The organism is Cryptosporangium aurantiacum (genome assembly GCF_900143005.1).
Taxonomy (GTDB): domain Bacteria; phylum Actinomycetota; class Actinomycetes; order Mycobacteriales; family Cryptosporangiaceae; genus Cryptosporangium; species Cryptosporangium aurantiacum.
On the sequence record NZ_FRCS01000004.1, the window covers coordinates 82,035 to 106,224 of the forward strand.

The 24,190-nt window shown below is 71.6% G+C and carries 24 protein-coding genes; 15 read left to right on the forward strand and 9 right to left on the reverse strand.

Going from position 1 to position 24,190, the window contains the following annotated elements:
* Positions 1-5: 5 nt before the first annotated feature.
* Together BUB75_RS14765 and BUB75_RS14770 are read right to left on the reverse strand one after the other, a co-directional pair.
* Positions 6-1,625 (reverse strand): M28 family peptidase, encoded by a 1,620-nt coding sequence (locus tag BUB75_RS14765; protein ID WP_073257496.1) that lies wholly within the window; start codon positions 1,623-1,625, stop codon positions 6-8.
* Positions 1,626-1,860: 235 nt separating this feature from the next.
* Positions 1,861-3,129 (reverse strand): serine hydroxymethyltransferase, encoded by a 1,269-nt coding sequence (locus BUB75_RS14770; RefSeq protein ID WP_073257498.1) that lies wholly within the window; start codon positions 3,127-3,129, stop codon positions 1,861-1,863.
* 258 nt (positions 3,130-3,387) lie between these two features.
* On the opposite strand from BUB75_RS14770, the gene BUB75_RS14775 reads away from it, so the two are divergent.
* Positions 3,388-4,866, forward strand: a complete 1,479-nt coding sequence (locus BUB75_RS14775) for a glycine hydroxymethyltransferase (RefSeq protein ID WP_073257500.1) — start codon at positions 3,388-3,390, stop codon at positions 4,864-4,866.
* 30 nt (positions 4,867-4,896) lie between these two features.
* Here the strand turns inward: BUB75_RS14775 and BUB75_RS14780 are convergent, their stop codons facing one another.
* Entirely contained in the window at positions 4,897-5,850 is a 954-nt protein-coding gene (locus BUB75_RS14780; RefSeq protein ID WP_073257502.1) for a cyclase family protein, read from the reverse strand.
* On the reverse strand, positions 5,847-6,857 hold the full coding sequence (locus tag BUB75_RS14785) for an amidohydrolase family protein (protein WP_073257504.1): 1,011 nt from the start codon (positions 6,855-6,857) through the stop codon (positions 5,847-5,849). The genes BUB75_RS14780 and BUB75_RS14785 overlap by 4 nt, the downstream gene beginning before the upstream one ends.
* Before the next feature lie 150 nt (positions 6,858-7,007).
* Between BUB75_RS14785 and BUB75_RS14790 the strand changes: the two genes are divergently transcribed.
* Complete coding sequence (locus tag BUB75_RS14790) at positions 7,008-7,955, forward strand: fumarylacetoacetate hydrolase family protein (protein ID WP_073257506.1); 948 nt, start codon at positions 7,008-7,010, stop codon at positions 7,953-7,955.
* Positions 7,956-7,962: 7 nt separating this feature from the next.
* Here BUB75_RS14790 and BUB75_RS14795 read toward each other — a convergent pair whose 3' ends face one another.
* A complete protein-coding gene (locus tag BUB75_RS14795; RefSeq protein WP_073257508.1) occupies positions 7,963-9,117 on the reverse strand; it encodes an acyl-CoA dehydrogenase family protein in 1,155 nt (384 codons plus the stop codon).
* Between the two features lie 465 nt (positions 9,118-9,582).
* Here BUB75_RS14795 and BUB75_RS14800 point away from each other — a divergent pair, with 465 nt between their 5' ends.
* The 4 genes from BUB75_RS14800 (at position 9,583) to BUB75_RS46235 (ending at position 13,178) form a co-directional block, all read left to right on the forward strand.
* A complete protein-coding gene (locus tag BUB75_RS14800) occupies positions 9,583-10,026 on the forward strand; it encodes a histone-like nucleoid-structuring protein Lsr2 (RefSeq protein ID WP_245806262.1) in 444 nt (147 codons plus the stop codon).
* Between the two features lie 410 nt (positions 10,027-10,436).
* Positions 10,437-11,723 carry a PQQ-dependent sugar dehydrogenase gene (locus tag BUB75_RS14805; RefSeq protein ID WP_143175215.1) on the forward strand — a complete coding sequence of 429 codons (1,287 nt, stop codon included), beginning with the start codon at positions 10,437-10,439 and terminating at the stop codon, positions 11,721-11,723.
* Between the two features lie 82 nt (positions 11,724-11,805).
* A complete protein-coding gene (locus BUB75_RS14810) occupies positions 11,806-12,135 on the forward strand; it encodes a PadR family transcriptional regulator (RefSeq protein ID WP_035861325.1) in 330 nt (109 codons plus the stop codon).
* Positions 12,132-13,178, forward strand: coding sequence for an HAAS signaling domain-containing protein (locus BUB75_RS46235; protein WP_084741183.1), 1,047 nt, complete (start codon positions 12,132-12,134; stop codon positions 13,176-13,178). The genes BUB75_RS14810 and BUB75_RS46235 overlap by 4 nt, the downstream gene beginning before the upstream one ends.
* Positions 13,179-13,228: 50 nt before the next feature.
* Here the strand turns inward: BUB75_RS46235 and BUB75_RS14820 are convergent, their stop codons facing one another.
* Positions 13,229-13,612 (reverse strand): VOC family protein, encoded by a 384-nt coding sequence (locus tag BUB75_RS14820; RefSeq protein WP_073257514.1) that lies wholly within the window; start codon positions 13,610-13,612, stop codon positions 13,229-13,231.
* 90 nt (positions 13,613-13,702) lie between these two features.
* Between BUB75_RS14820 and BUB75_RS14825 the strand changes: the two genes are divergently transcribed.
* Positions 13,703-14,479 carry a TetR/AcrR family transcriptional regulator C-terminal domain-containing protein gene (locus tag BUB75_RS14825; protein WP_073257516.1) on the forward strand — a complete coding sequence of 259 codons (777 nt, stop codon included), beginning with the start codon at positions 13,703-13,705 and terminating at the stop codon, positions 14,477-14,479.
* Here the strand turns inward: BUB75_RS14825 and BUB75_RS14830 are convergent, their stop codons facing one another.
* Complete coding sequence (locus tag BUB75_RS14830; protein WP_073257517.1) at positions 14,480-14,812, reverse strand: nucleotide pyrophosphohydrolase; 333 nt, start codon at positions 14,810-14,812, stop codon at positions 14,480-14,482. It abuts the gene before it with no gap.
* A gap of 62 nt (positions 14,813-14,874) precedes the next feature.
* Here BUB75_RS14830 and BUB75_RS14835 point away from each other — a divergent pair, with 62 nt between their 5' ends.
* Complete coding sequence (locus BUB75_RS14835; RefSeq protein WP_073257519.1) at positions 14,875-15,246, forward strand: response regulator transcription factor; 372 nt, start codon at positions 14,875-14,877, stop codon at positions 15,244-15,246.
* Between the two features lie 164 nt (positions 15,247-15,410).
* The gene (locus BUB75_RS14840; protein WP_073257521.1) at positions 15,411-16,748 is read left to right on the forward strand and encodes an RNase H family protein; all 1,338 of its coding nucleotides are present in this window, start codon (positions 15,411-15,413) and stop codon (positions 16,746-16,748) included.
* 1 nt (position 16,749) lies between these two features.
* On the opposite strand, the gene BUB75_RS46240 is transcribed toward BUB75_RS14840, so the two are convergent.
* A complete protein-coding gene (locus tag BUB75_RS46240) occupies positions 16,750-16,902 on the reverse strand; it encodes a hypothetical protein (RefSeq protein ID WP_178379869.1) in 153 nt (50 codons plus the stop codon).
* A gap of 201 nt (positions 16,903-17,103) precedes the next feature.
* On the opposite strand from BUB75_RS46240, the gene BUB75_RS14845 reads away from it, so the two are divergent.
* The 6 genes from BUB75_RS14845 (at position 17,104) to BUB75_RS14870 (ending at position 22,993) form a co-directional block, all read left to right on the forward strand.
* Entirely contained in the window at positions 17,104-18,228 is a 1,125-nt protein-coding gene (locus BUB75_RS14845; protein WP_073257523.1) for a sensor histidine kinase, read from the forward strand.
* Entirely contained in the window at positions 18,225-18,920 is a 696-nt protein-coding gene (locus tag BUB75_RS14850) for a response regulator (RefSeq protein ID WP_073257527.1), read from the forward strand. The genes BUB75_RS14845 and BUB75_RS14850 overlap by 4 nt, the downstream gene beginning before the upstream one ends.
* Positions 18,921-18,976: 56 nt before the next feature.
* Entirely contained in the window at positions 18,977-19,891 is a 915-nt protein-coding gene (locus tag BUB75_RS14855) for an ABC transporter ATP-binding protein (RefSeq protein ID WP_073257529.1), read from the forward strand.
* Complete coding sequence (locus tag BUB75_RS14860) at positions 19,888-20,769, forward strand: ABC transporter permease (RefSeq protein WP_143175216.1); 882 nt, start codon at positions 19,888-19,890, stop codon at positions 20,767-20,769. The genes BUB75_RS14855 and BUB75_RS14860 overlap by 4 nt, the downstream gene beginning before the upstream one ends.
* A gap of 84 nt (positions 20,770-20,853) precedes the next feature.
* Complete coding sequence (locus tag BUB75_RS14865) at positions 20,854-21,687, forward strand: siderophore-interacting protein (protein WP_178379870.1); 834 nt, start codon at positions 20,854-20,856, stop codon at positions 21,685-21,687.
* Positions 21,688-21,961: 274 nt separating this feature from the next.
* Complete coding sequence (locus tag BUB75_RS14870; RefSeq protein WP_073257531.1) at positions 21,962-22,993, forward strand: agmatine deiminase family protein; 1,032 nt, start codon at positions 21,962-21,964, stop codon at positions 22,991-22,993.
* Here BUB75_RS14870 and BUB75_RS14875 read toward each other — a convergent pair.
* Positions 22,982-24,172 carry a UDP-N-acetylglucosamine--N-acetylmuramyl-(pentapeptide) pyrophosphoryl-undecaprenol N-acetylglucosamine transferase gene (locus tag BUB75_RS14875; protein WP_073257533.1) on the reverse strand — a complete coding sequence of 397 codons (1,191 nt, stop codon included), beginning with the start codon at positions 24,170-24,172 and terminating at the stop codon, positions 22,982-22,984. The two genes, BUB75_RS14870 and BUB75_RS14875, sit on opposite strands and share 12 nt — an antisense overlap.
* Between the last annotated feature and the right edge of the window lie 18 nt (positions 24,173-24,190).

A 24,190-nucleotide genomic window follows, 5' to 3' on the forward strand; every position in this document is an offset into this window, starting at 1 on the left:
CGAGGTCAGGCGAGGATCAGGTGCCCCTGACCACCGCTCGGGGCCGCTGCGGCGGCCGCCGTCGGGGTGTCACCAGGGGCGGAGATCCCGCTGGTGTCGAACGCGAGCCTGGCCACCGCGTCCGCGATCGCGTCCGAGTTGACGTCGAGCGCGAACACGTTCACGTTGCCGACGAGCTTCCGCCCGTAGGCGGCGGCGAGCCTCTGGTACGTCGCCGCGTCTCCGCCGTCCGCCGTCGGCGTGAAGCTGTCGCACGCCTGGTGGTAGCACGGGTCGTACGCGACGTCCGGCACGCCACCGAACTTCGCGGCCTCGTCGGCGGTCTTGATGCCCTCGGCGCCGGTGAACAGCCCACCGGACGGGATCCCGATGCCCTCGGCGATGAACGGCCCGTAGTCCGAGCGTCCGTCGAACTCGCTGTCGACGGCCTGCTGCCCACGGCTGGCCAGGTACTTACGGAACAGCGTCTCCAGCGCACCGGACCCGGCGGGCGGCGTCCCCGTGCCGGTGGAGTTGTCGCCGTCGTAGACGGCGAGCTTGTAGTTCGGCGAGCCGATCATGTCGAAGTTCAAGTACAGGCCGATGTTCGCGACCTGCGCCGGCGTCAGCGACGCCACGTAGTGCTCCGACCCGAGCAAGCCGCTCTCTTCCGCGCCCCACCAGGCGAACCGCACCTTGTTGGTGGGCTTCGCGTGCTTGGCCAGCGGCGCGTACTTCAGCGCGACCTCGAGCAGACCGGCGCTGCCGGTGCCGTTGTCGTTGATGCCCGGCCCCTCCGGGACCGAGTCCAGGTGCGCGCCGGCCATCACGACGTTGTCCGCGCGGCCGCCGGGGGTCTCGGCGAGCACGTTCTGGGTGGTGCGGGTCTCCGACAGGGTGTCGGTCTCGATCCGGACGACGGTGTTCGTGGTGCCCGCCAGCTGGGCGCCGAGCGCATAGGTCGTCGAGATCGCCGGGATCGGTACCGGCCCACCGAGGTTGCCCTGGAACGCCTCGTACCGATCCGGGTTCTCGGCCTCGGTGCCGTTGCCCTGGTTAAAGATGATGACGCCGATCGCGCCCGCAGCCGCGGCGTTGGCGGCCTTGACCGCGAAGTCGCACGTACCGCGCTGCACGAGCGCGATGTTGCCGCGCGGGAAGCCGGCGAAGTCAGCGGCCTCGCAGCCGCTGGTCGTCGCGCGCGGCGGGGCGAGGTTGACGTCGACGGGCGTCACCGTGCCCTGAGCGACACCGTCACCGGAGAACGCGAGCGTGTAGAAGTCCGTGCCGTTCACGTACGTCGTCGGCGTAGGGGTGACCTGCGCGAACTTCGACGGGTTCAGCTCCTCGAAGAAGGGGAACTGGAAGCTCTGCCTGCTCACCCGGTAGCCGGCGCGCTGCAGTTTCTGCGCGACGTAGTCCGCGCTCCGGTCGTAGCCGGGAGTGCCGGACGCCCGGGTGTCGCCGTTGGCGTCGGCAATCCGCTGGAACTGGCGGAGATGCCCCAGCACGCCGGCCGGCGTGACCGCCGAGGTGAGCTTCTTCGACGCCGCGGCACCGGCCTGGGCGGGCGTCGGCGGGTCCGCGACAGCCGGGCCGGTCGCGACGAGACCGAGCGTGACGGCGGCTGCGAACGCGACGGCCACGCGTCCGGCTCTCGGGCGAGTCGACGGGTCGGAGTCGGATAAGGAGCGGCGGTGAAGCATTGCTACGCCTCCGGTAGGGCCTCCCGGCACTGCGGTCAGTGCTCGGCTGGGGCCAGAACGTAGCGGTACTCCAAGACTTCCGGGACCAAAATGGATTAAAGATGATCTCGGCCGTTATCAGTGATCCACGAATCCGCTGGATGTGGCCTGCATCACTGATCGATAACGACCGGGTTCAGTAGCAGGGGTAGCGGGCCGCGAGCTCGGCGACTTCGCTCCGGACGCTCACCGGGTCCACGCCACGGATCGCCCGGACGATCAGGTCGGCGGCGGTGGCCATGTCGGCCTCGGTCAAACCCTGGGTCGTCGCGGCGAGCGTCCCGAGCCGCAGCCCGGACCCGTGTTCCGGCAGCCGGTGGTCGAACGGCAGCAGGTGCTTGGTGAGCAGGATCCCGACGTCCCGGCAGCGCTGCTCGGCGTCCGCCCCGGTCACCCCGGCATCGCCGAGGTCGACGAGCACCATGTGGTTGTCGGTGCCGCCGGTCACCAACCGCAGACCGGCCCGCTCCAGACCGGCGGCGAGCGCGGCGGAGTTGGCGAGCACCCGCTGGGCGTACGCGCCGAACGACGGCTCTGCGGCCTCGCCGAGCGCGACGGTCTTCGCCGCGACGCAGTTCATCAGCGGTGCGCCCTGCAGGAACGGGAACACCGCGTTGTCGATGCGGCGGGCCAGCTCGCTGGTGCAGAGGATCATCCCGCCGCGCGGACCACGCAGCGACTTGTGCGACGTCGCGGTCGTCACGTCGGCGTACGGGATCGGCGACGGCACCGCCCGGCCGGCCACCAGCCCGCCGATCTGCGCGGCGTCGACCAGCAGGTAGGCGCCCACCTCGTCGGCGATCTCACGCAGCGCGGCGAAGTCGATCAGCCGGGTGTACGCGGTCGCGCCACAGACCAGGATCTTCGGCTGGTGCTCGGCGGCCAGGTCGCGCACCTCGTCGTAATCGATGCGCTCGTCGGACCGGCGGACGCCGTACCCGATCGTCCGGAACCACTTCCCGGAGAAGTTCCGGCTGCTACCGCTCGTGAAGTGACCACCGTAGCGGGGGTCCATCGCCAGCACCGTGTCACCGGGCACCAGCAGCGCGGCGTACGCGGCGAGGTTGGCCAGCGTCCCCGAGTGCGGCTGCAGGTTCGCGTGCTCGGCACCGAACAGCTCGCAGGCCCGCACCCGCCCCAGCTCCTCGGCCTGGTCGAGGAACTCGCACCCGCCGTAGTAGCGGCGCCCCGGGTACCCCTCGGCGTGTTTGTCGCCGAGCGTCGAGGCGAGCACCGCCCGGACGGCCGGCGACGTGAAGTTCTCGCTGGCGGTCAGCTGGACGCAGTGGCGGACCCGGTCGTACTCGGCGCCGAGGATGTCGGCGACCTGCGGGTCGGCCGAGCGGAGCGCATCAAGATTCGCCGGTCGGATCCCGTCGAACACCGGGGTTCGCAGTGACGTCATCGGCAGACCACCCCCGCTCGCGTCCTTCGTAGCACCACGGAACGGCGCCGGGCAACCGGCTGCTCGCGTGTCGACGGGAGCAGTAAGGGTGCTGCTCAGGAGCGCAGAAGTTGCTGGTGAGAGCCCTGGAGCGGGGGCGGTTACGGACGTGGCCGACGTCTCCTCGGGTGACCGGTGCGCACCCCGTCGGGGCGGTTGTCGCGCCGGTGGATCCGTATCATCTGCACGCCGCACCCCGATTCGGAGGTCACTTCCATCATGTCCGAGCTGTCCGCCCTTCGTTACCTGGCGAGTCTCGACGGAGCGACACCCGACCCCGGTGCGCTCGCGTTCTTCGCCTCGCTCGACCAGGTCGCCACCGTCAACCCGACGGTCGCCGGGAGCATCGTCCAGGAGCTGGCCGACCAGCGGTCGAACGTCAAGCTGATCGCGAGCGAGAACTTCAGCTCGCTGGCCGTGCAGCTGGCCCAGGGCAACCTGTTCACCGACAAGTACGCCGAGGGCGCGCCCGGCCACCGCTTCTACGCCGGCTGCGACAACGTCGACACGATCGAGGCGCACGCCGCGGACCTGGCCAAGCAGCTGTTCGGCGCGGAGCACGCCTACGTGCAGCCGCACTCCGGCATCGACGCGAACCTCGTCGCGTTCCTGTCGATCCTGGCGACCCGGGTCGAGAACGGGATCATCGAGCGGTTCGGGCGCAAGAACGCGTCGGCGCTGACCGACGCCGAGTGGGCAGAGCTCCGGTCGTCGGTGCTCAACCAGAAGCTGCTCGGAATGGATTACTACTCCGGTGGCCACCTGACCCACGGGTACCGGTTCAACGTCTCGGCGCGCCTGTTCGACGCCCGCTCGTACACCGTCGACCCGACCACCAAGCTGCTCGACCTGGATGCGGTGCGTGCACAGGTACGCGAGGTCGAGCCGCTGATCCTGCTCGCCGGATACAGCGCATACACCCGGCTGATCGACTTCGCCGCGCTGCGGGAGATCGCGGACGAGGTCGGCGCGGTGCTGATGGTCGACATGGCGCACTTCGCCGGTCTGGTCGCGGGCAAGGTCTTCACCGGCAACTACGACCCGGTCGCCCACGCGCACGTCGTCACGTCGACCACGCACAAGACGCTGCGCGGTCCGCGCGGCGGAATGGTGCTGTGCACGTCGGAGTTCGCGGACGCCGTCGACAAGGGCTGCCCGACCGTGCTCGGCGGCCCGCTGCCGCACGCGATCGCGGCCAAGGCGGTGGCGTTCACCGAGGCGCTCTCCCCCGACTTCGCCGGCTACGCGTCGCGGATCGTCGAGAACGCCCGGACGCTCGCCGACCAGCTGCAGCAGCGCAAGGTCGACGTGCTCACCGGCGGCACCGACAACCACATCGTGCTGGTGGACGTCGCCGCGAGCTACGGCCTCACCGGACGCCAGGCGGAGAGCGCGCTGCGGTCGGTGGGCCTGACGCTCAACCGCAACTCGCTGCCGTTCGACGCGAACGGGCCCTGGTACACGAGCGGCCTGCGGCTCGGGACGCCCGCGGTGACGACGCTGGGCATGGGCGCCGAGCAGATCACCGAGATCGCCGACGTGATCGCGACCGTGCTGGCCGCGGTGAAGACCGACGGTTCGAGCAAGGCGAAGTACGAGCTCGACGAGGCCGTCGCCGCCGAGGCGCGCTCGCGCACCTCCGACCTGCTGCGCGACTTCCCGCTCTACCCGGAGATCGATCTGTCGCTGGTGAAGTGAGCCCGGAGGCCCGGCCCCTCGGGGCCGGGCCTACTTCGTGGCGATCGGGTTGACCGGCGAGCCCACCGCGCCGGTGACCGGCAGCGGCGCTGCCACCAGGAAGAACTCGTAGACGCCGTCGGACGCGCAGTCCGCGGCCAGCGCGTCCAGGTCCCACATCTCACCGATCAGCAGCCCCATGTTCGGGATCGCGATCTGATGCAGCGGCTGGAACGCGACCGGGAACTCGTTCGGCCGCACCTCGAAGCCCCACGTGTCGGTGGCGATCGCGGCGATCTCGGTGCGGTGGAGCCACGGCGCCGACCAGAACGAGAGTCCGGGCGCGGGGCCGCCGGCGAACTCGCCCCAACCGGGCAGGTCGCGGCACTTGCCGAGCTGGCCGGTGCGGACCAGCAGGATGTCCCCGCGTCCGATGGTGACGTTTTGCTGCGCGGCCACCTCGTCCAAGTGGTCGGCGGTGATCGCGAAGCCGTCCGGCAGTACGCCGCCTTCGCCGAAGACGCGGCCGACGTCCAGGAGCACACCGCGCCCCGCGACGTCCGCCGCCATGTGCTCGATGCCGGTGACCAGGTCACCCAGCGAGCTCACGACCTGCTCGGCCGGGCGTCCGTTCCACGCCTTGCCCCGGTCGAAGATGTGCCCGAGACCGTCCCACTGCGTCGCGCACTGCAGCGGCATCGCGATCACGTCGTCCGCGCCACCGATGCCGTGCGGGAACCCCTGGTGCCCGGCGACCGCGTCCACGCCGGTGTCCAGCATCGTGTGCACCGGGTTCGTGCGACGGCGCCAGCCCTTCTGCGGCCCGTCGGCTTCGAATCGCATCGAGAGCGAGAACGTCACGCCGCGGCGGATCAGCCCGGCGGCGCGCTGCCTGGCGTCCGCATCGATGTAGTTGAGGGTGCCGAGCACGTCGTCGGGACCCCAGCGGTCCCAGTTGCGGCACTCCTCCGCGACCTTCGCGATCGCGGTCTCGACATCAGTCATTTCAACCCCAGGAGAGCGGCGGCGTTCCCGCCGCGGATCGCGTCGGTCTGTTCGGTGTCCAGGTTCGCGAGCGCCAGGCGCTCCAGCGGGTCGGTGACGCCCATGTCGAACGGGTAGTCGGTGCCCAGCACGACCCGGTCCGCACCGACCGCGCCGACCAGCCGGTCGAGCGCCTCCCCGGTGTAGACGAGCGAGTCGTACCAGAGGCGCCGCAGGTAGGCACTCGGCCGCTCCTCGCACGTGCGGGCGTCGCGCCGGGCCTCCCAGGCGTGGTCGGCCCGACTCGAGTACACCGGCAGGTAACCGCCGCCGTGCGCCGCGACGATACGCAGCCCCGGACGCCGGTCGAGCAGCCCGGAGAAGATCAGCCGGGACAGCGCGAGCGTGGTCTCCAGCGGGTTGCCGATCGTGTTCGACAGGTAGCCCAGATCGAGCCGCTCGCCGAGCGTGCAGCCCCACGGGTGCACGAAAATCACCGCGCCGAGCTCCTCGGCGTGGGCCCAGAACTCCTCGTACACCGGGTCGGACAGCTCGCGACCGGCCACGTACGTGGACACCTCGACGCCCTTCAGACCGGACTCCACCGCCCGGGTCAGCTCGGCGACGGCCAGGTCCGGGTGTTGCAGCGGCACCGTGCCGAGTCCGAGCAGACGGTCGGGTGCGGCCGCGCAGTGCGCCACGATGCCCTCGTTCACCGCACGGGCATACCGTTGCGCCAGCGGACGCCCGGCCCAGTAGTGGTGGATCGGCATCGGGCTGACCACCTGGATGTCGAGCCCGGCCTGGTCCATCGCGGCGAGGCGCTTACCCGGGTCGACCAGCAGCGGCGCGATCGCCGCGATCTGCTCGCGGTTGACCGTGCTGGTCTCCGGCCCGGCGGCGCGGGCCTCGGCGGCCCTGGCCGCGGCGAGCGCGGGTTCGTCGGCGACCAAGCCCTCGGCCGGACCGACCAGCGCGTGCGCGTGCAGGTCGATCGCCGGGGGTCTCTCGCTCGAAACGTGCGTCATCGCAGCGCCTTCCTCTCGACCCGGAAACCGTACGGTCGCGGTGCGCACGGGCGGAAATGCACTGTGTCGATGCGAGCTACTCACCGGATTGATTTCCGCCTCTCTCGACGGCGTCCTACCGTGGCGTCCTGGGACGACAGGAGGCACCGAATGAAGATCGTCCGGCGGAACACCGCATCCGGACCGCAGCTCGCCGTTGTCGGCACCAGCGGTGAGCTGGTCGACGTTCCGGGCGAGCGCGATCTCGTCCCGCTGCTGGACGGACGTCTGCACGAGGCGGCAGAGGCCGCGCTGCGGACGAGAGCCACAGTCACCGCCGAAGCCGACGCCGACCTGCTCGCGCCGCTCGACCCGCCGACGTTCCGGGACTTCTCCACGTTCCCCGAGCACACCGCGGGCATCGTCAAGCTGTTCAACCCGGACGCGACGATCAACCCGGTGTTCTTCGAGATCCCGACGTTCTACTTCAGCAACCCGTACGCGATCGTCGGCCCGGTCGCGGACGTGCCGGTGCCGCCGAACTGCGTCGACTTCGACTTCGAGCTGGAGGTCGCCGCCGTCGTCGGTCGCACCGGCCGTGACCTGTCGGTCGAGGACGCGTCCGACCACATCGCCGGCTACCTGGTGCTGAACGACTTCTCGGCCCGCGACGTCCAGTTCCACGAGATGTCGATGCTGCTCGGCCCGGCCAAGGGCAAGGACACCGCGACCGCGCTGGGCCAGTACTTCGTGACCGCCGACGAGCTGGAGCCCCGCCGCTCGGGATCGTCGTTCGACCTGACCATGGAGGTCAGGGTCAACGGCGAGCTGATCGGCAGCGACCGGCTCGACCACATGGCCTGGACGTTCCCGGCGCTGGCCGCGTACGCGTCGCGCGGCACCGAGATCCGCCCCGGCGACCTGCTCGGGTCCGGGACCTGCCAGGGCGGGTGCCTGGCCGAGCTCTGGGGCAGGCACGGCCGCGATTTCCGTCCGCCGCTCGCGCCGGGCGACGTCGTCACGACCACCGTGGAGCTGCTCGGCGGCACCCGGAACCGGGTAGTGGCCGGTCCGGTCGCGCAGCCGATCACACCGTTCGCGGGCGCGGCACAGAACTGACCCGCGCTCAAGCGAGCAGCAGGCGGGAGATGAGCTCGGTCATGATCTCGTTCGTGCCGCCGCCGATTCCCAGGATGCGGCTGTCGCGGTAGTGGCGCTCGACCTCGGTCTCGCGCAAATACCCCATCCCGCCGTGCAGCTGTACGGCCGCGTCCACCACCTCGTCGCACGCCGCGACCGCGGTGTTCTTCGCCATCGCGACCCGGGAGACCAGGTCGCTTCGTGTCGGGTCGTCGAGCCAGTCGTCGATGACCGCGCGGGTGTAGGTGCGTGCGACGTCGGTCTGCCGCGCCATCTCGGCGACCTTGTGCCGCACGACCTGGCGGCTGGAGAGCGGGCGTCCGAACGTCTCGCGGATCTTCACCCAGTCGAGCGTCAGCGCGAGGCAGCGCGCCGCCGTCGCGTACGCCTGCACCGCGAGCGAGAGGCGCTCCGCGGCGAATTGCGTCATCAGCTGGCCGAAGCCGCTGTTCTCCGCGCCGACGAGGTTCGCTGCGGGCACCCGGACGCCGTCGAAACGCAACTCGGCGGTATCGGAGCACCACCAGCCCATCTTCTTGAGCGGCGTCGACACGGTGAAGCCCGGCATGTCCCGTTCGATGACCAGCAGCGAGACGCCCGCGGCGCCCGGCCCGCCGGTGCGCACCGCGGTCGTCACAAAATCGGCGCGGACGCCGGACGTGATGAACAGCTTCGCGCCGGTGACGACGTAGTGGTCGCCGTCCCGTTCGGCGCGGGTGCGGATCGAGGCGACGTCCGAGCCGCCCTCGGGCTCGGTGACCGCGAGCGCCGCGATTTTGTCACCGGCCAGGACCGGGCGGACGAAGCGGTCGATCTGGTCCGGGTCGCCGGCCGTGACGAGATGCGGCAGCCCGATGCCGTGCGTGAACAAACCGGCGATCAGGCCGGACGAGGCGCCGGCGAGGATCATCTCCTCGGCGATCAGCAGCGTGTCGATCGGCTCACCGCCGCTGCCGCCGGCGCTCTCCGGGAAGCCGACGCCGAGCAAGCCCGCCTTTGCGGTGGTGCGATGCAGGGCGCGTGGGAGTTCGCCGGTCTCCTCCCAGGTGGCGAGGTGGGGGACGATCTCGCGCTCGGTGAAGCGGCGCGTCGTGGTGCGTAAGAGCTGACGCTCCGGGGTGTCCCACCGGCTCGCGGTCATCGGCGTCCTTCCTCCAGCGTCCCCTCCGGGCTCGGCTCATCTTGCACGCCATCGTTCATCTTGTACAGAGCCGTTCCTCTTTTGGAGACGGCCGTACCCCTCGCGGCCGGGGCGGGAATGGGCGGCGCCGCGGGAATGGGCGGCGGGACGGGAACGGGCGGCGCCGCGGGAATGGGCGGCAGGGAGGGATGGGTGGCGGGCGCGAATGGGGGCGGCGGGCCGCAGAGGACCCGCCGCCGTCGCGGCTACTTCTTCTTTTTCTTGCCGCTCTTCTTCTTGTCCTTCTTCTTCTTACCCATGACAACCCCCCCTTGCCGGGGCGGCACCCCGGGCGGGCACCGCACCTCCGCACACGGTAATGCGGACAAAACAGAAACTCCACCTAGCAGAACCCAGGAAAATGCGCGCCCCTCCCGAACCGCAATTTCCACCCCATTCATTGGACTCGCGACAACATGTTGTATTATGCGCAGCATGGCGAGGAAAGAGCTGGTCATTCTCACCGATGACCTCGATAACTCAGAAATCGATCCGACTTCCGTCGAGCTTCCGACGGTGCAGTTCGGGATTGACGGCGTCGAGTACGAAATTGATTTGGGCGCCGCCAACCAGGCCAAGCTCCGCGAGATCCTCGACGAGTACGTCCGGGCCGGCCGCCGCACCAGCGGCACCGTCCGCAAGGGACGCAAGCTGGCTTCCTCGGCGTCCGGCTCGACGAACAGCCGGGCCGAGAATGCCGCGATCCGCGAGTGGGCCGAGGCCAGCGGCATCGACGTGAACGCGCGCGGCCGCCTGCCGAAGGAGGTCATCGAGCGCTACCGGGGCCACTTCTCCGAGCAGCAGGACGACGACTCGGCGCCTGCCGGTCGCCCCGCACCGAACACCGAGCAGCCCGCGTTCTCGGGCTGAGACAACACCGGCGTCGGCCCGGGCCCTCCGGGTCGGCGTCACCACCTCGCCCTCGGCGCGCGCCACCGCCCCGCGGTCGGCGCGCGCCCCGGAGCCCCGGCGCCCCGGAGCCCCGGCGCCCCGCGCCCCGGCACCCCGCGCCCTCCCGCCGCGACGCGACGCGTATGACGTCCACCACTCCCCCGGACGGCGCGCTGCCGGACGTCCAAAAATTGTCGTTGTATTTGCGGTTGGGCTGACAAGAACTGCGCCGCGCAGCGGCGAACAGTAACGGGTGGATAAGTTCGCTGCCGGAATCATCACGTGCGCGATATTGACGGTCATTAATTCGGATGTGACCGTGGACGAGACAGCAATTTGATCTGTATCTGCGATCACGCATGCCCCGTCCGCCCTGGGGGGAGTCCGAGATGTCCGCACCCACGATGCCCGCCCGGCACCGCACGAACGACCTCGGTCCGGTCACCACGGTGGCGGAGGGGCTCACGTTCCCCAGCGGTGTTGCGTTCGGCGCCGATGGTGCGGTGTACGTCGCCGAGACCGGGTTGCGGCCGGATGGACCGTCCCGTGCCGGGCGCGTCTGGCGGCTCGACGGCGCCGGCGAACGGACGCTGATCAGCGACGCGCTCCTCGCGCCGATCACCGGGCTGGTGTTCCACGACGGTGCGCTGTGGGTCTCGCAGGGCGGTCCGCCCGGACGGATCAGCCGCCTCGACCCGGACGGGTCCGTGCAGCACGTGCTCACCGACCTGCCCGGCGGCGACCACCACGTCGGTGAGGTCGCGTTCGGGCCGGACGGCAAGCTCTACTTCGGACTCGGATCGCTGACGAACAGCGGCATCATCGGGCTGGACACGGTCGCCAACGGCTGGCGCGCGCGACAGCCCGCGATCCTCGACGTCCCGGGTTACGACATCATGCTACGTAACGTCCGGGCGCGTACCTCCGACCCGTTCTCCGACGATCCGCGCGCCGAGCGGGTCACCGGCCCGTTCACGCCGTTCGGTGAGGTCGTGCACGCCGATACGCACATCCTCGGCGCGCGGCTGTGGGGCTGGCCGCTGGCGACCGCGGCCGTGCATCGGGCGAACCCGGACGGCTCCGGCGTCGAATTGGTCTGCTGGGGCCTGCGCAACCCGTTCGGGCTGCGTTTCCTGCCGGACGGGCGGCTGCTGGCGATCGACCAGGGGGCGGACGACCGGGGCAGCCGGCCGGTCGGGCAGGTTCCGGACTTCCTCTGGGAGGTACGTGAGGGGGCCTGGTACGGCTGGCCCGACTACTTCGGCGGGCGGCCGGTCACCGACCCCGCGTACCGGCCCAGCGACGGCAGCACACCGTCGTTTCTGCTGGCCAACCACCACGAGCTGCCGCGGCCGGAACGTCCGCTGACCGCGTTCGGCGGCGGGGTCACCGCGACCGCGTTCGACGTGGACCCCGCTTTCGGAGGACGGGTGGCCACGGTGGCGCTGGTGACCGGCCCGGAGGCGCCGGGGTGTGTGATCGTGCTGGTGCGGACGTCCGACGGGGCGCAGCACGTGCTCCACACGTCCGCGTTCGCCAACCCGGTCGACGTCCGGTACCACCCCGCCGACGGTTCGCTGTGGATCGTCGACTTCGGGGTTTCGAGCACGTCACTCGCCACCGGACGCCGCCGCGGACGGGTGTTGCGCGTCGACACCCGGCCGGCCCTCCCCTAGACGCCTCGCGGTGCGCCTCTGCGCACGCCCCTTGCCGGTATAGCGCATTGCGCAGTAGTGTCCCGTCCGCAGGAGGTGGGACGTGGACACCACACAGTTGCTCAAGGGCGTGCTCGACCTCGCGGTACTCGCCGTGATCAGGGACGCGGACGGCTACGGCTACGACGTGCTGCGCAGGCTGCGCGGTGCCGGCCTGGCCGACGTCGGCGACGCCTCGGTCTACGGAACGCTGCGACGCCTCTACCAGGCCGGATGCCTGACGTCGTACGTCGTTCCGAGCGAGGAGGGCCCGCACCGCAAGTACTACGGGATCACCGACGCCGGCCGGCTGCAGCTCGCCGAGTCGACGAAGATCTGGGCCGGTTTCGCCCGGACGATGGACGACCTGTTGACCGGGGAGGCAGTGGCATGACCGCACCAACCGTCGGTACCGAGGCGGACCGCTATCTCCAGCGGGTCCGGGCCGCCCTGGCCGACCTGCCGGACGACGAGCGGAACGAGCTGATCGACGACCTCTCGGCGCACCTGGCCGACATCGCCGCGGAGACGCCGGACACGCTGACCGAGGCCGCGCTGGTCGAGCGGCTCGGCCGGCCGGAGGCCTACGCGGCGGAGTTACGCGCGTCGGCGGGGCTGGCGCCGGCACCGGAGAGCACCGTTCCGAGCCGGGTGCGCAACGTGACCGACCGGGTGCGCACGACGCTCGACGGGCTGCCCGCCTACCGGCGGTTCCGCGCCTTCCTGCCGGAGCTGCGTCCCGGTTGGTGGGTGCTGCGTGGCTACTTCGCCGCGGTGGTGGTGACGGGGGTGTTCTGGGGCGGCTTCAACGGCGTGCTCCCGGGCGGCGGCGCCGAAGCGTTCGCATTTCTGATTCTTGCGGCCGCGGCCGCGTACGCCTCCGTCTGGCTCGGCCGGCGAACTGCTTCATTCGGACGCTGGGCGCAGCGGGCAGTGCTCGCGGGCGGGATCTTCGTCGCGCTCGTGGGCCTGGGGATAGTCACGCAGCCGAACCATGACTCGGTCGGCTACGCGCAGGATTACTACTACGCGGGCAACCTGGAAGGCGCCACCGACCTGCGGATCTACGGGCCGGACGGGCAGCTGATCCGGGACGCGCAGGTGTTCGACCAGAACGGCAACCCGATCCTGTTGCCGTCGATGTGCGAGTACGTGCCACGCACCCGGACGGACGGCGGGGTCGCCGAGAACGTCTACCCGCGCTCGCTGAACCAGCCGCCCGATCTGCGCTGCGAGGACGGCTCGGCACCGGTCGCGGAGCGGCTGCCGGGCCTCCTCCCGACCGAACGGGCGGCCCCGACCGCCGAGGCGACGCCGGAACCGGAGGAGTCTCCGTTGCCCTCCGCGTCGGGAACGCCCGTTCCCTCCGGAACGCCGACGCCCACGCCCTCGGGCACCGGAACGCCGTCCGCGACCGCGCCCTCGCCGTCCCGCTGACGCACGGGCGCGGGCGGCGGTCCGCCGCCCGCGCGCCGCGCCGTGACCCGTCAGGTCGTCGTGACCCAGTCGACGAGCTGAACGATGACGCCGTTCGGGTCGGTGACCTGGAGAAACCGCTCCCCCCACGGCTCGACGGTGAGCTCGTGTGTGATCGGCGCACCTTCGGCGCGCAGGCGGGCCTCCTCGGCGGGAAGGTCCTCCACGTCGAACGCGACGAGGATGCCCGCCGCGCCGACGTCCCGGAAGTCCGCGGGCAGCGTCGCCAGGCCACGACGCAGGTAGATCACGTTCATCCCGGCGTCGTCCCGGGTCAGTGACACGAAGCCGTCCGCGGACATCACCTCTCGGAAGCCGAAGTGCTTCTGCAGGAACTCACTCGACGCGAGGACGTCGTCGACGTTCAACGACACAGCGGACGCGGTGATTCGCAACGCGGTCTCCCTCCGGATATTTATCGTACGCAGTACATTATACGTCGTACGATGAGAACTGCCCACTGCACGGCCTGACAGGATGGAGCCGTGGCCACCGAACGCAGCAGCGCGGGCGATCCCGCGCGGACGCTCGCCCTGCTCTGGCGCTCGTCGGAGAACGTCGACCCACCGAACGGCAGGACCCCGCGGGGGCCGCGGCCGACGCTGTCGGTCGACCGGGTCGTCGCGGTCGGGATCTCGCTCGCCGACGCCGAAGGCCTGGAGGCCGTGACGATGCGCCGGGTCGCCACCGAACTCGCGGTGGCGGCGATGACGCTGTACACGTACGTCCCCGGCAAGGCCGAACTCCTCGACCTCATGCTCGACACGGCGTACGCCGAGATGGCCAGGTCCACCCCCGCCGACGACGGCTGGCGCTCGCGGGTGGAGGCGGTCGCACACGACAACCAGGCGCTGTACGAACGGCATCCGTGGATCGCCGGGGTCGCGACCAGCCGTCCACCGCTCGGCCCCGGGGTGATGGCCAAATACGAGTACGAGCTCGCCGCGTTCGAGGGTCTCGGCCTGGACGACGTGGCGCGGGACGCGGCGCTCACGTTCGTCCTCGGCTTCGTCGAGACGTGCGCCCGCGCCGCCGGGGACGTCCGCGCGGCCGCCTACGAGAGCGCGCTCAGCGACGCCGACTGGTGGGCGGCGAACGGCCCGCTGCTGGATCGGGTCTTCGACGAGACGCGCTACCCGCTCGCCGCGCGGGTCGGAGCCGCCGCCGGCGCGGCTCACGGCGCCGCGTACAGCCCCGCGCACGCGTACCGGTTCGGCCTGGCCCGCGTCCTCGACGGCCTCGCTGCGCTGGTCGAGCGGTAGTTACCGGGGCAGCGCCGGGAAGCGGTGCTCGTTACGCGCGAGCTTCGCGGTGGCCACCTCGACCAGGTCGACGTCCAGCACCCGGGCGAGCTGGACCAGGTAGAGCATCACGTCGGCGATCTCGTCCCGCACGTCGGCCGCCACCGTCTCGTCCCGCATCACCACGGCGGACTCCTCGGGGGTCAGCCATTGGAACAGCGCGGTCAGCTCTCCGACCTCGCCCGACAGGGCCATGACCAGGTTCTTCGGCGTATGCCACGGCTGCCACTCGCGGGCTGCCGCGAACTCCGCCGTCGCCGCCGTCAGCTCCGCCAGTCCCGAGTCGCCGTTCATGCCCGCAGCCTACGGCGACACCCTCCTGCGGATTCTTCGCACCATTTAGTACGATATACGTCGTGGCGCGTATCCTTATTGTCGAGGACGAGCCGGACATGCTCGACCTCATGGCGCTCAAGCTGCGCGAAGCCGGCCACACGATCACCACCACCCGGACGGGCGCCGAGGGCCTCTCGGTCCTGCACGCGGAGCGGCCCGATCTGGTGCTGCTCGACGTGCTGCTGCCGGACACCACCGGGTTGGAGTTCTGCGAGACCGTGCGCGCCGATACCGAGATCCGCGACACGCTCGTCGTCATGGTTTCGGCGTCGGCGAGTCAGCGTGACGTCGGCGCCGGCCTCGCGGCGGGCGCCGACGACTACGTCACGAAGCCGTTCGCACCCAGCAAACTGGTCGGACGCATCGCGGCGCTGCTCTCGACCGACCGGTGACGTGCCTGTGTCACCGCCTGGCCTGGTCGATGAAACGCGGATCGGTCCAGGTATATAGCTGGACCGATCCGCGTTTCATCCGCGCCCGGACAGTGGCGCGGCCGTCGTCGCGGGGCGGCGGGCATGATTTGCGAGGATCGGTCGGGACACCCAGGAGGCATGGCGTGGTCGAGCAGGCTGCACCCGCGGACGACAGGCGGGTCGTCATCTACGCGTCCGGGTCCGGCGGTGCGTCGCCGGGCGCCGGCGGGTGGGGCGCGCTGCTGACGCACGGCGAGTCGCGCCGCGAGCTCTCCGGCGCCGAGACCGGGGCGACGCGAGACCGGATGAGCCTGCTCGCGGTCGTCAGCGCGGTGGAGTGCCTGACGCGGCCGACGACCGTTCTCGTGCTCACCGACAACGAGTACGTCCGTGCCGGGGTGGCCGCACGCTTGCAGGGCGGCGACACCGACCCGCAGGATACCGACCTGTGGACCCGGTTGGGTGCGGCGGTGACGCGGCACCGGGTGCAGTGGGTGGTGGTCGACGCGGCGCTCGCGACCCGCGCCACCACTCTCGCCGCAGCCGCCGCCTCCCCGGCCGGCCGCGCGTCCCCCGCCGACCGCGCCGCTCTGGCCGACCGCGCCGCTCTGGCCGGCCGCGCGTCCCCCGCCGACCGCGCCGCTCTGGCCGACCGCGCCGCTCTGGCCGACCGCGCCGCTCTGGCCGACCGCGCCGCCGCGCGACCGGGACGCGCTGCCGGGCCGGCCTCCCCGGCCCGCCCGGAACGTGCTCCTGCGCAGCGGGAGAACGCCTCCCGACGTCCGGATGCGGACAGGCCGGCCGCGCCTGCCAGGGAGCCAGAGCCCGCCGTGAAGCCGCGGCCCGTCGCGGACGCGGCGCCCGCTGCGAAGCCGGCACCCGCTGCAGGGCCGACGCCCGTCGCGGACGCGGCGCCTGCGGCGAGGCCAGGGCCTGCCGGGGAACCGGTGCCGGTTCAGGTGCCGACCGCGCCGGGGCCGACCGCGTCGGCACCCGCCGGGCGGGCGTTGCCGCGGGAGGTCGTGGCTGCCATGCGACCGGCCAGCACGCTCCAGCGCCCCAGCGGCGAGCGCGCGAGCCTCCCGTTCCGGCCGGGTGACGCCCCGCCCGTGCCCCGCACGGACGGCGCGCCCGACACCGGCGTCGCTGACCCCGGCGCCGCCGACCCCGCCGCCGACCCCGACCCCGACGACATCGACGAGCTTCGGGACGAGTTCGTCGACGAACTCCGGTTCTGGCTCGAGGACGAAACCGACCTCGCCGACTCAGCCGTCGACGAATGGCTCCGGGAAACCCTGCTGCGCATCGTCGACGTCACCGAGGAATCGATCACCTTCGACGACCCGACCGGCCGGACGATCGGCCCGGTCCCGGTCCCGGCGGGAATCGCCGAACAGGCCGAGCCCGGCTGGCGGGTCCGCCTCACCGCCGCCCGCACCGGCGACACCTGGCGCCTGCGGGGCGGCGAGCCCTCCCCCTAACTCAGGAAACCGGCGCACACTCCGGCGGCGCCTTCTCGGCAGCCGAGGCGAGGAGGTGCGCTGCGTGCCGTCGGTAGGCCGCCCGGTGGTCGGCGTCCGACATCATCGGTCCGCTCGCACGGACCGCAACCAGCGTCGCGGTGTGAACCCGCATGCGTATGGCGTGTGCTCGTCGTCGTTCTCGTACTGTCATCGCGCTCACCGACCCCTGTAGCGCTGTACGCCGGCAGTCCGATTTGCGCCACCGACGCTTTCGACACCTACACGATATCTCTGCCGCGCAAGTGGCTTTACGCAAGTTGCAGACGGCACAGAGCCCTGTCGTCCTGAAGCACCGCGCCCGTACGGTAGAGCGATGGTGGGCAGCCGGACGCTCGACGCCGTAGGCCTCTCCGCTGTGGCCCTCGTGACCGGCCTCGACGTCTGGTGGAGCCCGCCCGGCGCTCCCCCGCCCGACCCGCTCGGTTACGTCCTGGTCGGGGCGTCGATCGCGGCGTTACTGCTGCGCCGTCGCCGGCCGTTGCTGGTACTCGTCGCCTGCGCGGTCGCGTTCACCGTCCTGTCGCTCCGCGGATACCGGGGTGAGCTGCTGTTCCTCCCGACCGCGGTGGCCCTCTACAGCGTGGCGGTCCGCAGCACTCGCGCCCACAGCCTCCTGATCGGAGCAGCGGCCGTGGTCTGGTCCGGCGCGCTGGAATGGACGGTCGGCGACCGCTCCAGCGCCCCCGCGACCGCGTTCGCCTGGCCGGTCGTCGCGTTGCTGCTCGGCGAGGTCGTGCGCGCACGCCGGGAGCTGCAACACGAGCAGGCCGCCCGCGAGGCCCGGCTGGTGGCCGACCGGGAGCGCGAGGTGAGCCGCCGGATCGCGTCCGAGCGGATGCGGATCGCACGCGAGGTCCACGACGTGGTCGCGCACGTCATGGCCGGTGTCACCGTGCAGATGGGTGTCGCGGTCGCCGCGCTCGACCGGCGTCCGGAGACTGCCCGCGCCGCGTTGCAGCAGGCCCGGACGGCCAGCCGGGGCGCGCTGGCCGAGTTGCGGACCGCGGTCGCGCTGCTCCGCGACGGCGGTGCGGCGACCGACGGTGGTCCGCCGCCGGGGTTGTCCGACCTCGCTCACCTGGCGGACGGCGTGCGGTCGCCGGCCCTCCGCGTCGACGTCCGCACTGATCCGGACGCCGAGCCGCTGCCGGCCGTCCTCGAGCTGACCGCGTACCGCATCGTCCAGGAGGCACTGACCAACGTGGTCCGGCACGCGCACGCCACACACGCGGTCGTCTCGGTCGACCGGAAACCGGACGAACTGATCGTCAACGTTACCGACGACGGCATCGGCGGCGACCCGGCCGACCACGCCGGGTTCGGACTGCGCGGCATGGCCGAACGCGCCGCAAGCGTCGGTGGCCGGATCGAGGCCGGTCCGCGAGCCGAGGGCGGTTTCCATGTGCGCGCGATCCTGCCCGTGGGAGGAGTGCGGTGACCACGATCGTGCTCGCCGACGACCAGACGATCGTCCGGGCGGGCTTCCGCGCGCTGTTCGATCTGACCGAGGACCTGCGGGTCGTCGGTGAGGCCGCGGACGGGCCGTCCGCGGTGGCCTGCGCGCGGCGGATGCGGCCGGACGTCGTCCTGATGGACATCCGGATGCCCGGTCACGACGGTCTGGAGGCGGCCCGCCGAATCCTGGCCGACCCGGCGCTGGGTGGCACGCGCATCCTGGTCCTGACGACGTTCGGGCTGGACGAGTACGTCTTCGAGGCGCTGTCGGCGGGCGCCAGCGGGTTCCTGCTCAAGGACGTCGACCCGGACGACCTGTACGCGGCCGTCCGAGTGGTCGCCGCCGGTGGCAGCCTGCTCGACCCCGCCGTGACCCGAACCGTCGTCCAGGAGTTCACCCGCCTCCGCGGCACGCTGATCGGCGTCGAACGGCTGAACGTCCTCACCGACCGCGAGCGGGACGTCGTCGCGCTGGTTGCGCGCGGTCTGTCCAACGAGGAGATCGGCGCCCGGCTGGTGATGAGTCCGCTGACCGCCAAGACGCACGTCAGCCGCGCCCTGACGAAGCTCGGCCTGCGCGACCGGGTGCAGCTGGTCGTGCTCGCCTACGAGACCGGCCTGGTGCGGGTGGGCGCACCGCCGGATCACCCGGCGCCGGTACTTCCATCGGAGTAGTAGCCGACTTCGATCGGCGGATTCGCCCGGCGGCTCCCGCTTCCTACGGTCGGCGCATGATCCGGACGCGACATCTGACCAAACGGTACGGCGACACCTCGGCGGTCGAGGACCTCTCGCTCGACGTCCGCCCCGGGCGGGTGACAGGTTTCCTCGGCCCGAACGGAGCGGGCAAGTCGACCACGATGCGCCTCATCCTCGGCCTGGACACCCCGACCGCGGGCTCGGCGGAGGTGAACGGGCAGTCCTACCGGAACCTTCCGGTTCCGCTGCGCGAGGTCGGCGCGCTGCTCGACGGCCGGGCGGCGCATCCGGGCCGCAGCGCCTACCACCACCTGCTCTACCTCGCGCAGGCGAACGGCCTCCCGCGGCGGCGCGTCGACGACGTCCTGGACGAGGTGGGGCTCACTGCGGTGGCGCGGCGGCGGACCAAGACGTACTCGCTGGGCATGGGGCAGCGGCTCGGCATCGCCGCGGCGCTGCTCGGCGAGCCGTCCGTGCTGATCCTCGACGAGCCGATCAACGGGCTGGACACCGACGGCATCCGGTGGCTGCGGACGCTGCTCCGGCAGCTGGCCGCGGACGGCCGCACGGTGTTGCTCTCCAGCCACCTGATGAGCGAGATGGAGCTGACTGCGGACCATCTCGTCGTGATCGGGGGCGGCCGGTTGCTCGCCGACACCGACATGCAGAGTTTCCTCACCGCGCACGCGCACGGGTACACGATGGTCCGCGCCGCGGAGGGGGAACGCCTCCGCGACGTCCTGTGTGGCGCGGGCGGCACGGTGCGGCCGGATCGGCGCGGCGCGTGGCGGGTGGACGGCCTGGACGCGGCGACGATCGGCGAGCTGGCGTGCGCGCAGCGGATCGTCCTGCACGAGCTGACACCGCACCGCGACTCGCTCGAGGACGCCTACGCGCGCCTCACCGACCAGGCGAGCACCTTCCGCGCGAGGGCGGCCGCCGCATGACCGCCCCCGACCCGCCCGGCCCCAACACGACCACCCCCAGCGCACCCGACCCCAGCGCACCCGGCTCCAGCGCACCCGGCCCCGAAGCGGCCCGCGCCGGGGCGGCAGGCCGAGGCCTCGGGCCGGGCCCAGGCCCGGCACCGGGTCCGGGCTCGGGACCGGTCGCCTTTCGGCACCTGGTCGCGAGCGAATTCACGAAGCTCCGCTCGATCCGCTCCCCGATCTGGACGTTGATCGTCATGGCCGCGACCACGGTAGGCACCGCGCTACTGGTCGCGCTGACCGGAAGCTTCCACCCCGACGAGACCGTGCTGACCGCGGCGCTCGGCAACAGCACGGTCGGCCTGGTCGTCGCGGGCGCGTTCGGGGTGCTCGTGATCGCGACCGAGTACTCGTCCGGCACGATCCGCGCGACGTGCGCGGCCACCCCACGGCGGAGTGCGGTGGTCACGGCGAAAGCGTTCGTCACCGCGGTACCCGTGTACGTCGTCGCGCTGCTCGCCTCGGCCGGCGCGTACGGGATCACCGCCGTCCTGCTCGACCGGGACGACCACCCGCTCGGCAACCCGCTCCCGGCGTTGCTCGGCGTCGCCGCCTGTTCCGTGGCCGCCGCACTCCTCGGCCTCGCGCTCGGCACCCTGCTGCGCAACGCCGCGGGTGGCATCTGCGCGATCGTCGGCGTCCTCCTGGCCCCGGCGCTGTTCGGGCCCCTGCTCGGCGACGCCGAACGCTGGGTGACCGGTGCGACACCCGCAGCCGCACTGCAGAAGCTCGTCACCCCGGCCGAGGGCGCGGCCTGGCCCACGCTCGCACTGGCCGCGTACACGGGGGCGGCGCTGGCCGCGAGTGCGTACGCGTTCCGCACCCGGGACGTCTGACCGGATTACCCCCTACCGGTACACCGCATCACACCCTACAGTGAGGCGCTTAGGTAAGCCTAACCACACTGGCGAGGTGAGCGCATGGCCCGGCAGAACCTGCACGCGAACCGCATCAAGCCGCAGACGTCCGAGTTACTCACCCTGCGCGTCCTGCGCCGGGAACAGATCTCGCCCCACTTCGGCCGGGTGACGCTCGGCCGCGGCGACGTCGAACGGTTCGTACCGATGGGGTTCGACCAGTGGTTCCGCCTCTTCATTCCGGTATCGGACGGGTCGCTGGCCCGGGCGCCGCAGAAGCTGAACACGATCGCGCTGCTGCGTTACCTGGCCGTCTCCAAGACCGAACGCCCGGCCCTCCGGAACTACTCGGTCCGCGACTTCCGGGAGGACGGGCCGGACGGCCCCGAACTGGACGTCGACTTCGTCCTGCACGGCTCGGCCGCCGAGGGCACCGCCGGGCCCGCAGCCACCTGGGCATCGACCTGCACGGAGGACGATCCGGTCGCGATCATCGACGAAGGCGTCGGATTCAACCCGCCGGACGGACTCAACCGTGTCCGCCTGGTCGCCGACGAGTCGGGGCTTCCCGCCGTCGCCGGCATCCTGCGTTCACTGCCTGCGGACGCCACGGGCGAGGCGATCATCGAGGTGCCGTCCGAGGAGGACCGCCAGCCGCTGTCGGGGCCGGACGGCGTCGAGGTGACCTGGGTCGTCCGCCCGGACCACCACGACGTGCCGGGCCGGGCCGCGCTGGCGGCGGCGTCCGCACTGCCGCTTCCGGGTGAGCCGTTCTACGGCTGGGTGGTCGGCGAGCAGAATCTGCCGACCGGGCTCCGGCGGCACTGGGTGAGCCAGGGCGTCCCCAAGAACCACATCATGTTCTGCGGTTATTGGCGGGTCGGCCGCAGTCAATAACCCCGTTTGTGACGGCGTATTGCGGTTATGAACGCGAGCGTCCTTCACGAAGCGTGACATCGAAATCACGATCCGCCTGCAAGATCCGGCGTCGAGCCATACGATCAGGTGGCTGCGCCCGACCTGCGTCGGTCGAACGAAGATGCTCACCGGCTCGAGGAGCAGGGGGTGGCTGGATCCTGTGCTGAACACCGGCTCGCTATCGACGACCGGACGTGGACGCAGGCCAACTCGACGCGGGCCCGCACGAACACCGCATCAGCGGCCGGTGCTCATGCCACCGGAGTGGGCACCGCACGAGGCCACCTGGATGGCGTTCCCGACACCCAACGCAACGTTCGAAGAGGACGGCAGCCCGGCGCTGGACGCTGCCCGCGCCGCCTGGGCCGCGGTGGCGAACGTGATCGTCGCCTACGAACCCGTCCGGATGCTCGTTAACGCCTCCGACAAGGCTGCGGCCCGGTCGGTACTCGACCCCCGCGTCCACCTGATCGACGTCGAGCTGGACGACGCCTGGCTGCGGGACTCCGGGCCGACGTTCGTCCATGACCTCGGCGGGTCGGACGTCGCCTCGCGCGCCGTCGCCTGGCGGTTCAACGGCTGGGGCGCGCAGTCGTGGGCCGCGTGGGGCCACGACCGGCACCTCGGTACGCGGGTCGCCCGCTCGGCAGGCGTCGAGGTCGACCGCTCGACGCTGACCCAGGAAGGCGGCGGATTCCACGTCGACGGTGAAGGCACCGTGCTGCTCACCGAGACCGTCCAGCTCGACCCGGATCGCAACCCCGGCTGGTCGCGCACCGAGGTCGAGACCGAGATCCACCAGCGGCTCGGCACCACGACCGCGATCTGGTTACCCCGCGGGTTGACCGCCGACTACGACGAGTTCGGCACCCGCGGCCACGTCGACGTCGTCGCGACGTTCACCCGCCCGGGCACGGTCGTCGTCCACACCCAGCCCGATCCCGGTCATCCCGACCACGAGCCGATGCGTGAGGTCGCCGAGATCCTCCGCACGGCCGTCGACGCCAGGGGCAGGCGGCTGGAGGTCGTCGAGCTCCCGTCCCCCACCGTGGCCGACTACGACGGCCGCCCGGTCGACCACTCCTACGTCAACCACTACCTCGGAAACAACGTCGTGGTCGGGTGCGCGTTCGACGATCCGCGGGACGCCACGGCAGCCGCTGTGCTGGCCGACGTCTACCCCGGGCGTGACGTCGTGCTCGTCGACGCCCGCGACATCTTCCGCTTCGGGGGCGGCGTCCACTGCATCACGCAGCAGCAGCCCGCCGTACCGTCACCGGGCTGACACGACCACCGAGAGCAGGACGTCGACCAGGCGGTCAGCCGCATCCGGGCGGCCGTGCGCCCGCGCCGCGTCGGCGACCTCCCGGCGGCGGGACGGATCGGCCAGCAGCGGCTCCACCGCACTCCGAAGATCCGCGGACGACACCTCGCCGAGCAGCGCCACCGCCGCACCGACTTCGGCCAGGTGGCGAGCGTTGTGCGCCTGCTCGTTGCCCGCCGCGGCGGCGTACGGGATCAGCACCGCCGCCTTGCCCAGCGCGGTGAGCTCCGCGATCGTGCCGGCTCCGCTGCGGGACACCACCACGTCGGCCAGCGCCAGCACGTCCGGCAGCTCCGGGCCGAGGTAGCCGGTCACGTGATACTGCGCGGCCAGCTCGACGGGCAGCGTCGCCGCGGCCGCCCGCAGTTCCTCGACGTTCGCCGGGCCGCACTGGTGCAGGACGTTGGCCCGGGTGAGCAGCCACGGCAGGATCTCGCGCACCAACCGGTTGATCTGTACCGCGCCCTGCGCGCCGCCGGTGACGTACACGGTCGGCAGCGCGGGGTCGAAGCCCTGCAGCCCGAGCGCCTCGATCGCCTTCTGCGGCTCACCGGCGAGCACGGCCGGACGGACCGGGTTGCCGGTCACGACCGCCGTCGCTCTGGCCGAGTCCGGCAGCAGCTCCACACTCGACTCCGAGGACAGCGCCATCCGGGTGGCCACCCGGGCCAGCGTCCGGTTGGCCAGGCCGAGGCGGACGGTCTGCTCGTGCACGACCAGCGGGCGGCGGCACATCTTCGCCGCGAGGCCCACCGGCACCGCCACGTACCCACCGGTCGCCAGGACGACGTCCGGGCGGAACTTCGTCACCAGCGAGCGGGCCTCGTTCGCACCGACCGGCACCCGCGCCATGTCCCGCATGTTCGCGGCGGACAGCATCTTCAGCGGGTTGCGGTCGCGGCGGACCTTCCCGGTCGCCACCGACTCGAATCGGATGCCCTCGCTGGCCGCCACACGCGATTCCAGGCTGTCCGCGGACCCGATCCACAGCACCTCGGGCACGTTTCCCGCCGCGGCGAGCCGCGACTGCAGCGCCCGCACGGCGGTCAGGGCCGGATACGTGTGCCCGCCGGTTCCTCCCCCCGACACGATCAGGCGGAACGGCCGCTGGAGATCGAACGACGAGAGCGGAGAAGTCACGTCTCCAGGGTAGAGCCA

Bases quoted from the DNA above. Each gene is read 5' to 3' on its own strand.
- BUB75_RS14770 (WP_073257498.1), bottom strand. From the start codon at position 3,129: ATGACGTCACTGCGAACCCCGGTGTTCGACGGGATCCGACCGGCGAAT.
- BUB75_RS14775 (WP_073257500.1), top strand. From the start codon at position 3,388: ATGTCCGAGCTGTCCGCCCTTCGTTACCTGGCGAGTCTCGACGGAGCG.
- BUB75_RS14780 (WP_073257502.1), bottom strand. From the start codon at position 5,850: ATGACTGATGTCGAGACCGCGATCGCGAAGGTCGCGGAGGAGTGCCGC.
- BUB75_RS14785 (WP_073257504.1), bottom strand. From the start codon at position 6,857: ATGACGCACGTTTCGAGCGAGAGACCCCCGGCGATCGACCTGCACGCG.
- BUB75_RS14790 (WP_073257506.1), top strand. From the start codon at position 7,008: ATGAAGATCGTCCGGCGGAACACCGCATCCGGACCGCAGCTCGCCGTT.
- BUB75_RS14795 (WP_073257508.1), bottom strand. From the start codon at position 9,117: ATGACCGCGAGCCGGTGGGACACCCCGGAGCGTCAGCTCTTACGCACC.
- BUB75_RS14800 (WP_245806262.1), top strand. From the start codon at position 9,583: ATGCGCAGCATGGCGAGGAAAGAGCTGGTCATTCTCACCGATGACCTC.
- BUB75_RS14805 (WP_143175215.1), top strand. From the start codon at position 10,437: ATGTCCGCACCCACGATGCCCGCCCGGCACCGCACGAACGACCTCGGT.
- BUB75_RS46235 (WP_084741183.1), top strand. From the start codon at position 12,132: ATGACCGCACCAACCGTCGGTACCGAGGCGGACCGCTATCTCCAGCGG.
- BUB75_RS14830 (WP_073257517.1), bottom strand. From the start codon at position 14,812: ATGAACGGCGACTCGGGACTGGCGGAGCTGACGGCGGCGACGGCGGAG.
- BUB75_RS46240 (WP_178379869.1), bottom strand. From the start codon at position 16,902: ATGCGGGTTCACACCGCGACGCTGGTTGCGGTCCGTGCGAGCGGACCG.
- BUB75_RS14845 (WP_073257523.1), top strand. From the start codon at position 17,104: ATGGTGGGCAGCCGGACGCTCGACGCCGTAGGCCTCTCCGCTGTGGCC.
- BUB75_RS14855 (WP_073257529.1), top strand. From the start codon at position 18,977: ATGATCCGGACGCGACATCTGACCAAACGGTACGGCGACACCTCGGCG.
- BUB75_RS14860 (WP_143175216.1), top strand. From the start codon at position 19,888: ATGACCGCCCCCGACCCGCCCGGCCCCAACACGACCACCCCCAGCGCA.
- BUB75_RS14865 (WP_178379870.1), top strand. From the start codon at position 20,854: ATGGCCCGGCAGAACCTGCACGCGAACCGCATCAAGCCGCAGACGTCC.
- BUB75_RS14870 (WP_073257531.1), top strand. From the start codon at position 21,962: ATGCCACCGGAGTGGGCACCGCACGAGGCCACCTGGATGGCGTTCCCG.